Consider the following 16094-nt stretch of genomic DNA (forward strand, 5'->3'; position numbering starts at 1 on the left):
ATAGTGAAACAAGCGAAGAAGTTAATATAACTAAAGTAGATACTTGAAGACTTTATTCTCAGAATTCCAAATTTTAGTAAGCTCGATTAAATCGAACTTACACCTAATTTGCTTGGTGACAATAGCGTTTTGGACCCACCTGACCCCATGCCGAACTCAGTAGTGAAACGAAACAGCGCCGATGATAGTGTAGCATTTGTTATGTGAAAGTAGGTCATCGCCAGGCTCCAAATAAGAGAAACCCGTTACAGTAATGTGACGGGTTTTTTGTTGTATGAAATAAAATTAGAGCTCTCAGCTTTAAGCCGTCAGCTATCAGCTGCACAGCGTCAACCTATACACCGTAGCGTGGGTTGAGTATCACGAAACCCACGGAAAAATAAAACCACGGACGATGAGGTGTAGCATTTGTTATGTGGCTCTCTACCGCTGTGGGCACTATGCCATCCTACTGCGTAGCGCACCATGGCGCCAAATAAGCGAAACCCGTTACAGCAATGTGACGGGTTTTTTGTTGTCTGATATAAAAGTGATTTAAGTTTTTATTTTAACTGGCTAACAATTAGAAGATCCCATAGGCTTCAGTTTCTTCTGTATTTTGGTGTTGCAGGTGTTCAGGTCTAAATATTGCTCCGGGATCTATAAGTACACTGTGTTTTTGTTCAAGTTTTATTAAGCCTATCATCATATTTTTTGTTTGTGGTTCGATATCAAACCCAATCGATGTTAGCTTATCCAATGGTTTGATGTCTTCTTTACTGATATTGATATTGTCTTCTACTTTATCAACTAACAGGCCTAGGTGAGGAGTATGTCCATCTTTTGTAGTGAAAATGATGATAGGTTTGTAATCAAGATTAATTTGCTCTCTTGCGGATTCGAAAAGCCTCATGAGTACATTAAAAACGCTTCTTTTTTTTGTATTGAAATGAGCAATAGCTTTCTCTTTTCCTAACCGCCTTTGCATATCAAGCAACTCATTAGCCATAGCATGAAGCTCTCTATGGGGGGTATCGAACTTATCCAGAATGGTTTTGAGATCCTCGTTATCAGTTTTAAAATTAGTATACCATTTACCAAATTCACATTTATCAGGGTCGGTTGACTTATTAAAAGGCGTACCATGTGTCAGGCTAGCTTCAAGAGCATCTAACCACTCTAAATGATCTTTTTCACGTTCTACAAGGAGGTCAGAAAGTTGCTTGTTGGTGATATATGTTGATTGGTTATTGAGAACAATACCTAAGTCAAATATTGGTGTTGGTGTTTCCATATAGTCTTTTACACCAATAAAGCTCTTATTGTCATTTGGTAATGAAGTCAGGTTATTTTCAAAACGCTCCGTTAATAATATGTCTAATATCTTTAACGAAATAGTTTTTTGTCCAACACGAAAGTTAATTAAATCCATAGTTTCCTCATCACCTCCTAGTAGGGTTATATAAGAATAGAACAGTATTGAGAAATAGCAGCTATTTTAATGAGAATAATGAACGATATACCTTATGCTTGTCTGTTTGTTCTGAATAGGTAAAGAGTTCATGTATTTCTTTGTTTTTGCGAAATGTTTCGTCTAGTTGTGACATTAAGCACTTTGCTTCTAAAGGGGATTCACAACTGGTTGCTGCTAGGCTAAAAATGACTGCATTTAAATAACCCTCAAAGTGAAGTCGAGTCGGCCTATCGATATTTTTATCTCGCATATCAGATAAGAACTCTTTACACCAAGTGTTATCGCATTGTGCAGGGTTAGGCACAACCTCAGTCACCATTAAGTCAGTAGGGTACTTCAAGCTAGAAAATAAGTCAGGGCTAGAGGCAAAGGAAATACTGGTATAATCTGGTTTAAAGTCTTCTTCAAACGCTGTGTTTATAAATTTTGACAGAGGGCTGTATGTACCAACCAAGCAAATAGCAGTAACCCCACTGCTTTTTAATGTTTTTAGTGCTCGATCAACATCATGAGTATTACGGAGGTAACGTGCTACTTTAATAGGTTTTAAGTTATATTTTGAGAGTGATTTTAACAGCCCTGTCTCTACAACATAACCAAACTCATCTGCCTGAATTAAAAAACCTATCTTAGTATGCTTTTTCTCTTCGACTAAATATTCTATCTGTACTTTTGCCTCATCGTAATAGCTTGCTCTAATATTAAACACGTTTATAGTCGGGTTTAAGTGCAAAAAGTCAGCTCCACTAAAGGGCATAAGATAAGGTATCCGCAGTTTTTCTAATATTGGTGAAACGGCATGGCTTGTAGGAGTGCCCATTGCCCCAAATAGGGCTAAAACATTTTCGTCTTGAATAAAGCGATGGGTATTATTAACAGCCCTTTTAGGTTCATATCCATCATCGGCAACGATAAGGTTTATTTTTGAACCGTTGACTCCCCCTTTTTTATTAAGCTTATCAAAATAGGTTTGGCTCCCTAAATGAAGTTGCTCGCCAATTTGCTTTGCTGGGCCACTTAAGGCGATGGACATTCCTAATTTTATTTCAGGGGGCTTTGAAGCAGAGCAAAAGCAACTAACGAAAGCAAACAGCCACGGCAAGAAATTAAAATATATTTGAATGTGAGAGAGTTTCATACCAATTAATTACAGCCCGTTTAAATTGTTTACTAAGTGATTTTTTTCCGCTACTAAGTAATGTATGGTGTGGCTTTTCTGACGACCAATTTTGTAATATTAGTCTAATTAAAAGGTATTTGGTATGTTCATCACAATTTTTTAGGCTACTTGGGCAGTGCCAAAATATTCGCCACAATACAGGTTTGATATTGTGAATTTGATAATCACTCGCTATATATGCTTTTAATCGCTCATTTTCGCTTTTTGAATAGGGGGTGTTTTTCATATTACTGATGATCACTTCGACTAATTGGTGATCAAGCTGCTGGTAATGACCGAGCAATTGAAATGCGAAGTCGGCGCTAAACTGTGTGGCTAACGCCTTAATTAAGTTATTGCCTGCATCGGACGGTTTAATAACTAGCGCTGAATATTCTGCAGTTGCTTTATCTTTTTTAAAGCCTAACTTTATTAGACTGAAGTCATTATTTTGCCAAAACCTCAACAACGTATCATTAGCGCCAAAGCTTGCTCCAAAATAGTGGCAGTGTGAAGACAATTGAGTTTCTGTAAATTGAAGTAATTGAGAGCCAATATCATTGTTCTGTTTATCTGGTGCAACAGCAATACGCACAACACGCGCCATTTTCTTTGTTAAAACCGCTGAATTAAACGTAAGTTGAGCTAATGTTTGCGCCATTAAATGGCCTTGTGGCCGACGTTTACCAGCTGCGACTTGTTGAGATATTTCAGGTGTTAACCCACCTTCTATCGCTACCAAACACACTGCAATAATTTTGGAATCATCAAAACACGCAAAAAGACGTTGCGAACTGGCATCGAGCAGGTGGCGTAAATCATTTACGCTGTTTTGATAATGCGCCAATGACAGTAAGCCAACAACTTCAATTAGTAATGACTCATCATGTAAGAAGTTTTTAGACTCTATTTCTTGAAATACAATAGGCCCAAAGCTGCTGGGCTGGTCATCATAGTGAGCATTAAGTGCAAGCAGTGTACATACTTGTTGCTCTAGAGGGTCGTTAGTTGCAAAACGAATTGGCTGTTTGAGCTCAATGCTGCGCATGTTTTTATAATGGGTTTGTAAATAGCGCTTAAATTTTAATGTGTAGCCTCGACCATTGCCTTCATAGCCCACCATAGTACTTGCAAATACAATACGTGGGTAATGGGTGAGCATTTTTATAAGTAGTGGCACGGGGATAGAGGCAGCTTCATCTACAAATAATACATCACATTCTGGAAGCTCGTTCAGTAACTGATCGGGCGGGCTATAATGTAAATTTGCCAGTTGTTTATCTGATGCGTTGTAGCTTAAATTATGTGCTTGTGCGAGGTGTTTAAAACAACTGTGTAATGCAGTAAATTGTTGAGCACAAATCACTATTTTTTTATCTGACAATTGCGCAGCAGCGAAACCCAGTGCTGATGACTTTCCTCGGCCTCTATCTGCACTTATTAATAAAGGGCGATTTGCTCGGCCGTTAGCTGTTTTTACAATTTGCTCAATGCACGCTTGTTGCTCAGTTAAATCAATAACTCCCACTTCGACAGTGTTATTATGAGTAGCTGTAAAGCCATTTAATTGGCTAAAATGCAGTGCCTTACTTTGTGGTAATAATTTTGCTAAGCGTTGGTTAAAAAAGCTTATGGGTCGATTTTGCGCATAGGACTGAAAATAGGTTAAAGCAGGATCACACCAATTTTCTAAGTTACTCACTTCAGGCAAAAGCAGTACCAACAAACCACCTGCTTTAACAGTGCCGCTTAGTGCTGCGAGTTTGTCGGGTAAAATGCCACTAAAGCCATCATAAATCGCATGATCAAACTCTTGACCTAAAATTTGATGAGTGTGCTCTGGCCAAAAACTAGAAGTTAGCTCTGTGCTTTTTGATAATACATTGACCTTGGCGCCATTTAGCTCGTTGAGCAAGTGCTGAGCAGCTAAGTAGCACCAGCTTTGTTCACCTGTGATCAGTAATAATTGCCTATGCTTAGCATAGGCAAGTTGTGATAATGCTTTGTTTAGCTCAGTATTAAATTGCTTGAAGTCGTGCATATTGGGTTACTAGCCATTTACTGCCAACATCGTCAAAGTTCACTTGTACTCGTGATTGCGCACCAGCACCTTCATAATTTAACACCGTACCAATACCAAACTTTGCGTGCACAACGCGTTGGCCTAAATTAAAGCCGCTATCTTCAAATGCTGCATGGCTAACCGATGAGCTAAAGCGTCCAGCAGCAGGTGGGCGAGAGACTTGAGTTTTTATGCGGATTTCTTCAACACAGTCTTCAGGCATTTCACGTAAAAAGCGTGACGGGCTGTGGTATTTTTCTTGGCCGTATAAACGGCGGCTTTCGGCGTGGCTAATATAGAGTTTTTCCATTGCTCGTGTCATGCCTACATAACACAGGCGACGCTCTTCTTCTAAACGACCAGATTCTTCATTACTCTGCTGAGAAGGGAACATGCCTTCTTCAACACCCACCATAAATACCAACGGGAACTCTAAACCTTTTGCTGAGTGAAGGGTCATCATTTGCACAGCATCTTCATGTTCTTCAGCTTGGCCATCACCCGACTCAAGCGAGGTATAGGCTAAAAAGCCTTGCAGAGGTGAACTAAACTCTTCGTCTTCGGGTAATTCGTACTGCCCACACGCGCTAATAAGCTCTTCTAAGTTTTCTACTCGAGCACGGCCTTTCTCGCCCTTTTCGGCTTGGTACATGGCCATTAAGCCTGATGTTTGAATTGCGTACTTGGCTTGCTCTTCGAGTGTCAGGTCGCCAATTTTCTCTTCTATATGCTCAACGAGCTCTACAAACTTACTAACAACGCTAGCTGCACGGCCAGATAAGTGCTGTTGTTCAACAACTGCTTTAGCTGCATACCAAAGAGGTAACGACTCAGCACGAGCACAATCACGTATATGGCTAAGAGTTTTATCACCAATACCGCGAGCAGGCGTATTGATGACGCGTTCAAATGCAGCATCATCTTGACGGTTACCAACAAGGCGTAAATAAGCCAAGGCATCTTTGATCTCTTGACGCTCGAAGAATCGCATACCGCCATAAATACGGTACTTTAAGCCTTCTTGTAACATGGCTTCTTCAAGTACCCGCGATTGCGCGTTACTACGATATAAAATAGCCGCATCTTGCAATGCATTACCCGCATTGAGCCAGCTTCGCAACTTACTGCTAACAAAGCGTGCTTCGTCTAATTCGTTAAACGCGGCATAGATAGAGATTGGCTCACCTTCATTGCCATCAGTCCACAGGCTTTTACCCATACGGTCTGAGTTATTTTGAATCAGCGCATTGGATGCTTTAAGAATGGTGGCGGTAGAGCGGTAGTTTTGTTCAAGACGAATTGTCTCGGCTTCAAAATCAGTTAAAAAGCGTTTAATGTTTTCAATTTTTGCACCGCGCCAGCCATAAATACTTTGATCATCGTCTCCAACAATCATAATGCTGTTGGTATCGCCTGCAAGTAGTTTAAGCCACGCATATTGAATGGTGTTGGTATCTTGGAATTCGTCCACCAACATGTGGGCAAAGCGCTGTTGATAATGGCGCAGTAAGGTTGGATTATTTTTTAATACTTCAAAGCTGCGTAGCAGAATTTCGGCAAAATCAACCAAACCGGCACGATCGCAAGCTTCTTGGTAAGCGGTATACACCTTAAGCATCATTTGCTCATTGATATCATACGCTTGAATGTCTTTTGGGCGAAGACCTTCATCTTTTTTCGCGCTGATGTACCAACCAAATTGCTTAGCAGGCCACTTCTTATCATCAATGTTCATCGCTTTTAACAAGCGCTTAATCATTCTTAGTTGGTCATCGGAGTCTAAAATTTGAAATGCTTCAGGTAAATTAGCTTCGCGGTGATGTGCGCGTAAAATGCGATGCGATAAACCATGGAATGTACCAATCCACATGCCGCCGACTGGTGCGCCGAGTGTTTCTTCAACCCGAGAGCGCATTTCTTTTGCAGCTTTATTAGTAAATGTTACCGCGAAAACGCTGTAAGCAGATGCTTGCTCTACCTGCATTAACCAAGCTATGCGATGAACCAGTACTCGAGTTTTACCAGAGCCAGCGCCTGCTAGCACCAGCATATTTTGCAGTGGAGCAGCTACGGCATCCCGTTGTTTGTCATTTAAGCCATCGAGTAATTCTGAAACGTCCATCATCACGCCTTTTCAATCAATATTGTAGGCAGTATAACAGGTGTTTTTGTTAGGCTAAATAAAATACTGTTTTTATAAACAGTTAATTTTAAAATGTTCTTTATTCTATTTAACCGTGTTTTTAGCTAAGCTATTGTTGTATGAAATATTTGCTGTAGCCAATTTGACTGATATTTAGTAAAAATCACGATTTAAGATAAGTTTCTATTTATTGGTTTTTATATAAGTTTATGATTATTAATAAATTAAAGAGTTGGCACGAAGTGTGTAAGTATCTAATAAGAAAATTAAATTAATAACTGAGGTTAATATGGCAGAGCAAGGTTCAGGCGGTAATGTAATCGCAGCAATTTGTAATATATTTTTTCCAGGACTTGGACAGTTAGTGCAAGGTCGTATTATGGCGGCAATTTTCTTTTTCTTAGCCTGGGTTATTAGTGGCGTACTAATTTACGTCGCAATAGGTTTTGTGCTTCTACCTATCGTATATATTTGGGCCATCATTGATGCCGCACGCTTTAGATCCTACCGGTAGAAAGCTTAATTGAAATGCAAAAGATAGCGCTTTATAGCGCTATTTTTGTATCTGGCTTTCGTGATCCACAACTGACTAGGTTATAATCCTATGTATTAGTTGTATTGAGACAAAGTTATGGAATATCAATTTATTCGTGACCCGATTAGTGGTTTACGTATTAAAATTAGCAGCGAACATGCTGTGATTGGACGCTGGTTAAATGAAGAGATTGGCAAAGATAAAATTGCCATGGTACAGGCTTTAATTGCATCAGTTGCCAGTAGCTTTGAGCCATTAAGGCTGCAAGGTCAAGAAATTGATTTAATCTTAAATAAAGATGAAGCCATTTTTGAGGCACATGCATTGCACCAAGATTCAGAAGATCTTGTTGCCTATCAAGACGATGAACTTATGCTAGAAGAAAATGGATTAAGTAGTGGCTGTGGTTTTGAGGACTTTGTTGATTTAATCAATTCATGGCATGAGTTTACAGCAGGAAGATAAGCACAGAGCCGCAGCTCTGTACTATAAATTTTATTTACGTTATTACTGTTCAGAGACTGATTTAACAGCGGCGAGCAGTAAGTTTTCAGTCAGGCGGACTTTATAATTTGGGTTAGCATATTGAAAATTCACTAACCCTTTTTTATCCACCACAAATACCGCAGGAACAGGTAGCGCAACTTTTGCTTTACCATCGAGTGATACAAAGTTTACTCCAAGCTTATTACGATAAATCGTGGCGGTTTTATCATCTAAGTAGAATGCAAGTCCGAGTGCTTGGCTTAAAGTCAGGCTATCGTCTGAGAGTAATTGATAATTAGGTGAATCAATTTTAGTTTCAGCTAGTTTTTCAGGGCTATCAGGTGATATGGCAATAATTTGCGCCCCCAAATCAGCAATTTGTTTTTCTATTTTTTGAATACTTGCTAATTGCTTTGAGCAATACGGGCACCAGCCGCCGCGATAAACTATCAGTACAGTTGTTTTCTCTGCAAAACGTTTACTTAAATCAATATTATTTCCGTCTTTATCTTTTAGCGTTGTAGCAGGGATTGTTAGCCCAGGCATAAGTGGACTCACTTGCTCAGCTTCATCAGCAATATTAGTCGCTGTTGCTGCAGATACACCTGCACTTAAGAGTATAGTAAAAGTAAGTAAAATTGATTTTAGCATGTAGCTCTCTTTTTATTTGATTTAGATAATGAAACTAGACAGGCTAACAACAGAAATAATTTCAATAGATCTGAGTTATCTGTATTATTAACCGCAATTAGGAAACAGTAACTGGAAGAGACATGTCTGCCAATTTAAATAAACTAGTAGTAATGCTAGAAATGCAAAACGCCATGAATACCAAAGTTCATGAGCAGTGGTTTAGCCAAGGTTTTGAGTGGAACCGTGCAATTTGGGTTGAGTGTGCTGAAATGCTCGATCATTACGGCTGGAAATGGTGGAAAAAACAAACACCAGATACTGAGCAAGTTATCTTAGAGCTAGTAGATATTTTTCATTTTGGATTATCACTGCGCATTGATGGTGAGACAAGTTACCTAGATTTAGCAAAACAGCTTGAAGAAGAATTGAGCTCACCAAAAACAGCAGATGACTTTAAGCAAACACTTGAAATACTAGCGGCGTCAGCTGTTGCTGATAAAACATTTAATGCTGCTGCTTTTGCAGGTTGTATGGCTCAAATCGGTATGAATATTGACGATTTATACCGTGGCTACGTGGGTAAAAATACGCTTAACTTCTTTCGCCAAGATCATGGTTATAAAGATGGCAGTTACATTAAAGTGTGGAACGGTAAAGAAGACAATGAGCATTTAGTTGATGTTGTTAAAAGCCTTGATACCGAACATGCAGGTTTTGCAAAACTTGTATATCAAGGCCTTGAAGCGCGTTACCCTAAAAACTAAGGGTGTACGTTGCTAAAATCGGTGATGCTTAAATAGTCATCTATTTCATTGTGCGGTTGCTTACTATCAGGGTTTGCAACTGCCAATAAATGACCTATGCCAAACTCCCTCGCTGCATTTAATACACTTAAGCTATCATCGACAAATAACGTACGCTGTTTATCAAACCCTAAATCAGCTTGCACTTGCTGCCATAAGCTTTGGCTTTCTTTACTGACACCGTATTGATGTGTAGAGACCACCCCATCTAAATAGTTATCTATATCCGTTTGTTCAAATTTAAGCATCACACTTTCAGGGTGGGCATTGGTTAGTAAGATAAGCTCTTTACCTGCTTTGCGCATGGCGCTTAAAAACGCGGGCACATCTTCGCGTACTTTGATCAAATGCTGGGTTTGGCGTTTAAGCTCCATAATTGGCAGGTTTAGTTGCTGCTCCCAATAGTCGAGGCAATACCACTGAATTTGACCATGCACGGCTTGGTAGCGTTTGTGAATATCAGCTTTGGCATCCGTTAAACTTATATTTTGCATAATCGCGTGTTGTTCAGGGATAACATTTAGCCAAAAGTGATTATCAAAATGCAGATCGAGTAAGGTACCATCCATATCTAATAGTACGGTGTCGATTTTCGACCAATTTAGCATAGGCATTTCTCTATAAAAGATTTATGATTGTGTTAAGCATCCATGATAACAAATTAATGCCAATGACACAGAAAAAGCACCCAACACCACCGCACATTATTAGCAATCAAGTTGTTGCAAAAAGTCGTTTATTTACGGTTGAATCACTAGATTTAAAGTTCTCAAATAATGAACAACGTCAATACGAACGGATCCGTGGCGGCGGCAGAGGGGCTGTGATGATAGTGCCATTAACAGCTGATAACGAATTACTGCTGGTTCGTGAGTACTGTGCGGGCACAAACGATTATCAACTTGGTTTCCCCAAAGGTTTAATCGATCCCGGCGAAACGCCAGAGCAGGCTGCCAACCGTGAGCTTAAAGAAGAAGTTGGCTTTGGTGCTGAGCAATTAGAGCCACTTAAAAAAGTATCTATGGCCCCTAGCTACTTCAATGCCACGATGCACATTCTGTTTGCACAAGGGCTTTACCCGCAAACGCTTGAAGGGGATGAACCAGAGCCATTAGTCGTAGTTAAGTGGCCATTAACGCAATGGCAGTCATTATTACAACAAGATGACTTTACAGAAGCACGAAGCGTTGCAGCTTTGCTATTATTAATGAAGCGCATTGATTCGGAGAGCGGTGAATGAATAAATTACTAGAGCCATGTATTGAGCTTGCACAAAGTGCGGGGGCGGCTATTATGGCGATTTATAAGAAAGATGATATTGGTCAGCAGGAAAAGTCAGATCACACTCCCGTCACAAAAGCTGACTTAGCCGCCAATGATGTTTTAGTCGCAGGATTAAAAGCCCTTGCGCCTGATATTCCTATTATGTCTGAGGAAACACCTATTCCGCCTCTTGCCGATAGGCAAGATTGGCAGCGTTATTGGCTACTAGACCCAATGGATGGTACTGGCGAGTTTATTCTTGAAAGTGGTGATTTTGCCGTAAACATTGCGCTGATCGAAAATAACCGACCTGTATTAGGTGTCATCTTCTGGCCGGCAAAAGGGGTTACCTATTTTGCTAGTCACCAAAACGGCGCATTTAAACGCACTGATGGTGTTGATGAGAAAATCAGTGTAGCTACACCTGATAATTTAACGTTAGCTGTTAGCCGTCGCCAAAAAATAGAAGCCGTAAGTCAGTATTTAAATACCCAATTTACAACGGTAGCGGTGGGCTCATGCTCACTAAAAGCTTGTATTGTAGCTGAAGGTAAAGCCGATTGCTTTTTACGTATTGGCCCGACTGGTGAGTGGGATACCGGTGCTTCACAAGTGATTGTTGAAGAGGCGGGTGGTTGTATTACTGATGCTGAATTTAACCCACTTACGTATAATCAGCGAGAGAGTACTGAAAACCCAGACTTCATTGTAATGGGGCACCCAGATTGGGAGTTCCAGAAAATGATAAGTCCGCACCAAAGAGCGCTTTAATCAGCGCTTTGTTTGCTTTTTGTTCGGTTAAACAGCTTTAAGTGGTTTAGGCCTTGCATTCTAATTTTATTACTATATGATAGCGCTCTCTTCGAAACAGGCTCGCAAATAACACGAAACTGTTAAGAAGAAATTACAGGCGCGGGATGGAGCAGCCTGGTAGCTCGTCGGGCTCATAACCCGAAGGTCGTCGGTTCAAATCCGGCTCCCGCAACCAATTCTCTTCGTTAGACTTGGTGCTGTAAAACTCTAACTTAAGAGGTTAAATTAAGTAGTCGATAGACTTAAAATATACAGGCGCGGGATGGAGCAGCCTGGTAGCTCGTCGGGCTCATAACCCGAAGGTCGTCGGTTCAAATCCGGCTCCCGCAACCAATTTCTTTTAAGGAGTTGGCAGCCACGTTGTAATGTAAGCAACGTTAAATAAGTATACATATTTCAGGCGCGGGATGGAGCAGCCTGGTAGCTCGTCGGGCTCATAACCCGAAGGTCGTCGGTTCAAATCCGGCTCCCGCAACCACTGAAATTACAATTTAGAATATTAAACAGACACGCCCAAAGCGTGTTTTTTTATGCCTGAAATTCAGTGAGTGCAAAGATTGGGCTACTCATAACCCGAAGGTCGTCGATTCGCTCTTCATAAATTCCGGCTCCCGCAACCAACTGAAATAAAATGTAATAATGAATCGACATTCTATGTGAGTGTTTTTTTATGCCTGAAATTCAGTAAGTGCAAAGATTAGGTGACTCATAACCCGAAGGTTGTCGTCACTGCGTGAGGCGCTCTCTCTTTATTAATTCTGGCTTCTGCCACTATTAAAATTACACGTTCTATTAAATCGGCACGGCTAAAGCATGTGTTTATGGCCTAAGTTCAATGAATTAATTAGCTAGGTGTTTTAATAGTTAAGCTGATGAGCGAGTGTGACGCGAAAACTCAAAACTCCTCTTTAATCTGTTTTTGAAGGAAATAATCTAATTCCATAACTAAATGGAATAACAAAGCAGATTCTATTCTTTTTTTATTCGCCAATACCCCGTTATTCTTCATGCTCAAAGAAACCTTTGGGGCGGGCATTAACGCTTTAAAGTTGAAACAAATTTTAGGCAAACTGATTTACTTATAAAAGTAGTCATTTTGTAGTTAACTTTTAGGGTTACGGGGACGAATTCATGTTGTTAGGTCAACTCAATGCAGCGGCAAGCCCGCTATCGCAAGAGCAAGTACAAAAGCTACAAGGTTTAGTAGCTGAGCTTAATCCAATTCAGCAAGCTTGGGTGAGTGGTTACCTTGCTGCGAATGCAAATACTGCAGCCCTTGGTGGAGCTGTGGGCGCAGCACCGAGTGCAGGTGAAGCAGCGGCATTAACTATTTTATATGGTTCGCAAACCGGTAACTCAAAAGGTGTAGCAACTAAGCTGAAAGAACAAGCAGAGTCACGTGGTTTGGCTGTAAAATTGGTTAGCATGGCTGATTACAAACCAACGGCGTTGAAAAAAGAAAAGTTCTTAACTGTTGTTGTATCTACTTATGGTGAAGGTGAGCCACCAGAAGATGCAGAAACACTACACGAATTTTTAACCACCAAGAAAGCGCCTAAACTCGATGGCGTTAAAATCGCGGTCATTGGTTTAGGTGATTCAAGCTATGAGTTTTTCTGCCAAACAGCCAAAGATTTTGAAGAGCGCTTAACTAAGCTTGGCGCAGAGACTATCTATCAGCGTGCTGATTTAGATGTTGATTACGATGATGAAGCAGCTACCTGGATCACTGGCGCATTAGATGCCTTTGAACCTGACTTAAAAGCACAGCAAGATGCAGGCGGCCAAGTAGTCTCTATGCCATTTGGCGCACCAACAGCAGCTGCTAGCCAATACACTAAACAAAACCCTTTTGCGGCAGAATTAAGCTTGGTACAAAAAATTACCGGTCGAGATTCAACTAAAGATGTACGCCACGTTGAAATCTCTCTTGAAGGGTCAGATATTACGTATACTCCTGGTGACTCACTGGGTGTGTATTTCTTAAATGATGAAGTATTGGTCGACGAAGTACTTGAACTGACGCAAATTGATGCAGCCAGTAAGGTTCAACTTGGCGATGAAGAGCTAAGCATTCGCGATGCATTAATTGAAAAATTAGAGCTGACTCAATCCTACCCAGGCTTTGTTGAAAAATACGCAGTGGCGACTGGTACACCTGAGCTATTAAAGCTGGTGGAAGATAAAGCGGCAATGCGTGAATACATTGAGCCTCGTCAAATATTTGATGTGATACGCCAAAATCCAGCAAAAATTGAAGCACAAACCCTCGTAGATTGCCTGCGTAAGCTGCAAGCGCGTTTATATTCAATCGCTTCAAGCCAAGCTGAGGTTGAAGACGAAGTACATCTAACGATTGGTCTTGTTGAGTTTGATGCTTTTGGAAGTGAGCATTTAGGTGGCTGTTCAGGTTATTTGGCCCACCGTGCTGAAGAAGGCTGCAAAGTAAAAGTATTTAGTGAGCATAACGACAACTTCCGTTTACCTAGCAATGACGACACACCAGTGATCATGGTCGGCCCAGGTACGGGTATCGCGCCGTTCCGCGCATTTTTACAAGAGCGTGATTCGCGTGAAGCATCGGGTAAAAACTGGTTGTTCTTTGGTAATCCTCACTTTACTCAAGACTTTTTGTATCAAGTAGAGATTCAAGGTTATTTAAAATCAGGCCTATTGAGCAAAGTTGATGTGGCATTTAGCCGTGACCAAGCTGACAAAGTCTATGTACAAGATAAGCTTCGCCAAAACAGTAAAGACGTTTTTGCATGGCTAGAAGCGGGGGCGCACATATACATTTGTGGTGATGCAAACCGCATGGCGAAAGACGTACACAATGCTTTGGTTGATATCATCAGCGAAAATACCGGTAAGAGCTTTGAAGAGTCTGACCAGTATTTAAAAGACTTACGTAGCGCAAATCGCTATCAGAAAGATGTGTACTAAGTACACAGTGCTTACTTTACAAAAGCACCGCTAACAGCCGTCACTGTAACAAATTTAGGATTAAACATGAGCGAACAAGATAAAAACGTAAAGCTTTCTGATAACGAGCGTTTGAAAAGAGAAAGTAACTTTTTACGTGGCACTATAGAGCAAGATTTAAAAGACGAGATCACCGGTGGCTTTACCGCGGATAACTTTCAGTTAATTCGTTTCCACGGTATGTATCAACAAGATGACCGTGATATTCGTGGTGAGCGTGCTAAGCAAAAGCTTGAGCCACTTCACAATGTAATGCTACGTGCGCGTATGCCGGGCGGCATTATCAAGCCAGAGCAGTGGCTTGCGATTGATAAATTTGCCGATGAGAAAACCAGCTACGGCAGTATCCGTTTAACAACGCGTCAAACATTTCAGTTTCATGGTGTATTAAAGCCAAATATTAAAGGCATGCACCAAATGCTTAACAGCGTAGGTATCGACTCAATTGCAACCGCAGGTGATGTGAACCGTAACGTACTATGTACTACTAACCCTGTTGAATCTGAGCTTCATCAAGAAGCGTATGAGTGGGCGGCAAAAATTTCAGAGCATTTGTTACCAAAAACCAAAGCGTATGCAGAGATCTGGTTAAATGGCGAAAAAGCAGAAACCACTGAAGAGCCAATTTTAGGGTCTAATTACTTACCGCGTAAGTTTAAAACAACCGTAACTATTCCACCTAATAATGAAGTGGACGTACATGCAAACGACTTAAACTTTGTCGCCATTGCAGAAGATGGCAAGCTAGTTGGCTTTAACGTGTTAGTTGGTGGTGGTCTTGCTATGACTCACGGCGATACTGCTACGTATCCACGTAAAGCGGACGACTTTGGTTTTATCACTCTAGAGGACACGTTAAAAATTGCTGAGCATGTTGTGTCAGTACAACGTGATTGGGGTAATCGTTCAAACCGTAAAAATGCAAAGACCAAATACACTTTAGACCGTGTTGGTTCAGATGTATTTAAAGCAGAAGTAGAAAAACGTGCCGGTGTTACCTTTGCTCCTAGCCGCCCATTTGAATTCACTCACCGAGGGGATCGTATAGGTTGGGTTGAAGGCATAGATGGCAAACACCACTTAACGTTATTTATTCAAAGTGGCCGTATACTCGATTACCCAGATAAGCCACTGAAAACAGGTTGTCGTAAAATTGCCGAAGTTCACCAAGGTGATATGCGCATGACGGCGAACCAAAATTTAATTATTGCCGGTGTGCCAGCTGATCAAAAAGCTGTGATTGAAGAAATTGCCCGTAACCACGGTTTAATTGACGATAAAGACACTGAGCAACGCAAAAATTCAATGGCCTGTGTGGCACTACCCACTTGCCCGCTTGCAATGGCAGAAGCTGAGCGTTACTTACCAAGCTTAGTTGAAAAGACCGAAGCACTGCTAGCTAAGCATGGTATTCCTGATGACAGTATCATCATGCGAGTGGTGGGTTGTCCCAATGGCTGTGGTCGCGCAATGTTAGCCGAAGCGGGATTAGTCGGTAAGGGCCCAGGTAAATATAACGTGTACTTAGGGGGCAACCTTGAAGGCACACGTATACCTAAATTGTATTTAGAAAATGTCGGTGAAGACGTTTACTTAGAGGCCTTTGACAAACTAATTGGTCAATGGGCGAGTGAGCGTAACGACGGCGAATGTTTTGGTGACTTTGTTATTCGTAGAGGCATTGTTGCTGAAGTTAAAGTGTCAGTCACTGATTTTCACGCTTAATTAAAAAGCAAGCGAGTGAGCTTGCTGAGGTTTGGAA

Annotated in this window: 13 protein-coding genes, 3 tRNA genes and 1 rRNA gene; 11 read left to right on the forward strand and 6 right to left on the reverse strand. The window is 41.0% G+C overall.

Features of this window, described 5'->3' with window-relative positions; genetic code table 11:
* Window positions 1-111 precede the first annotated feature (111 nt).
* A 5S ribosomal RNA gene (gene rrf / locus C7Y70_RS11165) occupies window positions 112-226 on the forward strand.
* 336 nt (window positions 227-562) lie between these two features.
* On the opposite strand, the gene C7Y70_RS11170 is transcribed toward rrf, so the two are convergent.
* From C7Y70_RS11170 to uvrD, 4 genes are all read right to left on the reverse strand, one after another.
* Window positions 563-1411 carry a CZB domain-containing protein gene (locus tag C7Y70_RS11170; RefSeq protein WP_099296361.1) on the reverse strand — a complete coding sequence of 283 codons (849 nt, stop codon included), beginning with the start codon at window positions 1409-1411 and terminating at the stop codon, window positions 563-565.
* Window positions 1412-1472: 61 nt separating this feature from the next.
* Window positions 1473-2591, reverse strand: coding sequence for an ABC transporter substrate-binding protein (locus C7Y70_RS11175; RefSeq protein WP_135474985.1), 1119 nt, complete (start codon window positions 2589-2591; stop codon window positions 1473-1475).
* A complete protein-coding gene (locus C7Y70_RS11180; protein WP_135474986.1) occupies window positions 2560-4653 on the reverse strand; it encodes a GNAT family N-acetyltransferase in 2094 nt (697 codons plus the stop codon). Before C7Y70_RS11180 ends, C7Y70_RS11175 begins: the two co-directional genes overlap by 32 nt.
* On the reverse strand, window positions 4631-6796 hold the full coding sequence (uvrD, locus tag C7Y70_RS11185; protein WP_099296358.1) for a DNA helicase II: 2166 nt from the start codon (window positions 6794-6796) through the stop codon (window positions 4631-4633). The genes C7Y70_RS11180 and uvrD overlap by 23 nt, the downstream gene beginning before the upstream one ends.
* 310 nt (window positions 6797-7106) lie before the next feature.
* Between uvrD and C7Y70_RS11190 the strand changes: the two genes are divergently transcribed.
* Window positions 7107-7331, forward strand: coding sequence for a hypothetical protein (locus tag C7Y70_RS11190; RefSeq protein ID WP_058560768.1), 225 nt, complete (start codon window positions 7107-7109; stop codon window positions 7329-7331).
* A 117-nt stretch (window positions 7332-7448) separates the two neighbouring features.
* Window positions 7449-7817, forward strand: coding sequence for a YacL family protein (locus C7Y70_RS11195; RefSeq protein WP_135474987.1), 369 nt, complete (start codon window positions 7449-7451; stop codon window positions 7815-7817).
* Between the two features lie 42 nt (window positions 7818-7859).
* Here the strand turns inward: C7Y70_RS11195 and C7Y70_RS11200 are convergent, their stop codons facing one another.
* On the reverse strand, window positions 7860-8489 hold the full coding sequence (locus C7Y70_RS11200) for a peroxiredoxin-like family protein (protein WP_135474988.1): 630 nt from the start codon (window positions 8487-8489) through the stop codon (window positions 7860-7862).
* A 122-nt stretch (window positions 8490-8611) separates the two neighbouring features.
* On the opposite strand from C7Y70_RS11200, the gene C7Y70_RS11205 reads away from it, so the two are divergent.
* Window positions 8612-9235 carry a dUTP diphosphatase gene (locus tag C7Y70_RS11205; RefSeq protein ID WP_099296355.1) on the forward strand — a complete coding sequence of 208 codons (624 nt, stop codon included), beginning with the start codon at window positions 8612-8614 and terminating at the stop codon, window positions 9233-9235.
* On the opposite strand, the gene yrfG is transcribed toward C7Y70_RS11205, so the two are convergent.
* Window positions 9232-9882, reverse strand: coding sequence for a GMP/IMP nucleotidase (yrfG, locus tag C7Y70_RS11210; protein ID WP_099296366.1), 651 nt, complete (start codon window positions 9880-9882; stop codon window positions 9232-9234). The two genes, C7Y70_RS11205 and yrfG, sit on opposite strands and share 4 nt — an antisense overlap.
* A 62-nt stretch (window positions 9883-9944) precedes the next feature.
* Between yrfG and nudE the strand changes: the two genes are divergently transcribed.
* The 7 genes from nudE to cysI all read left to right on the forward strand — a co-directional run bounded on the left by nudE (window position 9945) and on the right by cysI (window position 16057).
* Window positions 9945-10514 carry an ADP compounds hydrolase NudE gene (nudE, locus tag C7Y70_RS11215; protein ID WP_180270442.1) on the forward strand — a complete coding sequence of 190 codons (570 nt, stop codon included), beginning with the start codon at window positions 9945-9947 and terminating at the stop codon, window positions 10512-10514.
* The gene (gene cysQ / locus C7Y70_RS11220; RefSeq protein ID WP_135474989.1) at window positions 10511-11308 is read left to right on the forward strand and encodes a 3'(2'),5'-bisphosphate nucleotidase CysQ; all 798 of its coding nucleotides are present in this window, start codon (window positions 10511-10513) and stop codon (window positions 11306-11308) included. The genes nudE and cysQ overlap by 4 nt, the downstream gene beginning before the upstream one ends.
* Window positions 11309-11448: 140 nt before the next feature.
* Window positions 11449-11525 (forward strand) — tRNA-Met (locus tag C7Y70_RS11225).
* Between the two features lie 81 nt (window positions 11526-11606).
* Window positions 11607-11683, forward strand: a tRNA-Met gene (locus C7Y70_RS11230).
* A 68-nt stretch (window positions 11684-11751) separates the two neighbouring features.
* Window positions 11752-11828 (forward strand) — tRNA-Met (locus C7Y70_RS11235).
* Between the two features lie 653 nt (window positions 11829-12481).
* Entirely contained in the window at window positions 12482-14293 is a 1812-nt protein-coding gene (locus C7Y70_RS11240) for an assimilatory sulfite reductase (NADPH) flavoprotein subunit (protein WP_135474990.1), read from the forward strand.
* A 66-nt stretch (window positions 14294-14359) separates the two neighbouring features.
* Window positions 14360-16057 carry an assimilatory sulfite reductase (NADPH) hemoprotein subunit gene (cysI, locus tag C7Y70_RS11245; RefSeq protein WP_135474991.1) on the forward strand — a complete coding sequence of 566 codons (1698 nt, stop codon included), beginning with the start codon at window positions 14360-14362 and terminating at the stop codon, window positions 16055-16057.
* Window positions 16058-16094: the final 37 nt, after the last annotated feature.

The organism is Pseudoalteromonas sp. KS88, from assembly GCF_004766475.1.
Lineage (GTDB): Bacteria > Pseudomonadota > Gammaproteobacteria > Enterobacterales > Alteromonadaceae > Pseudoalteromonas.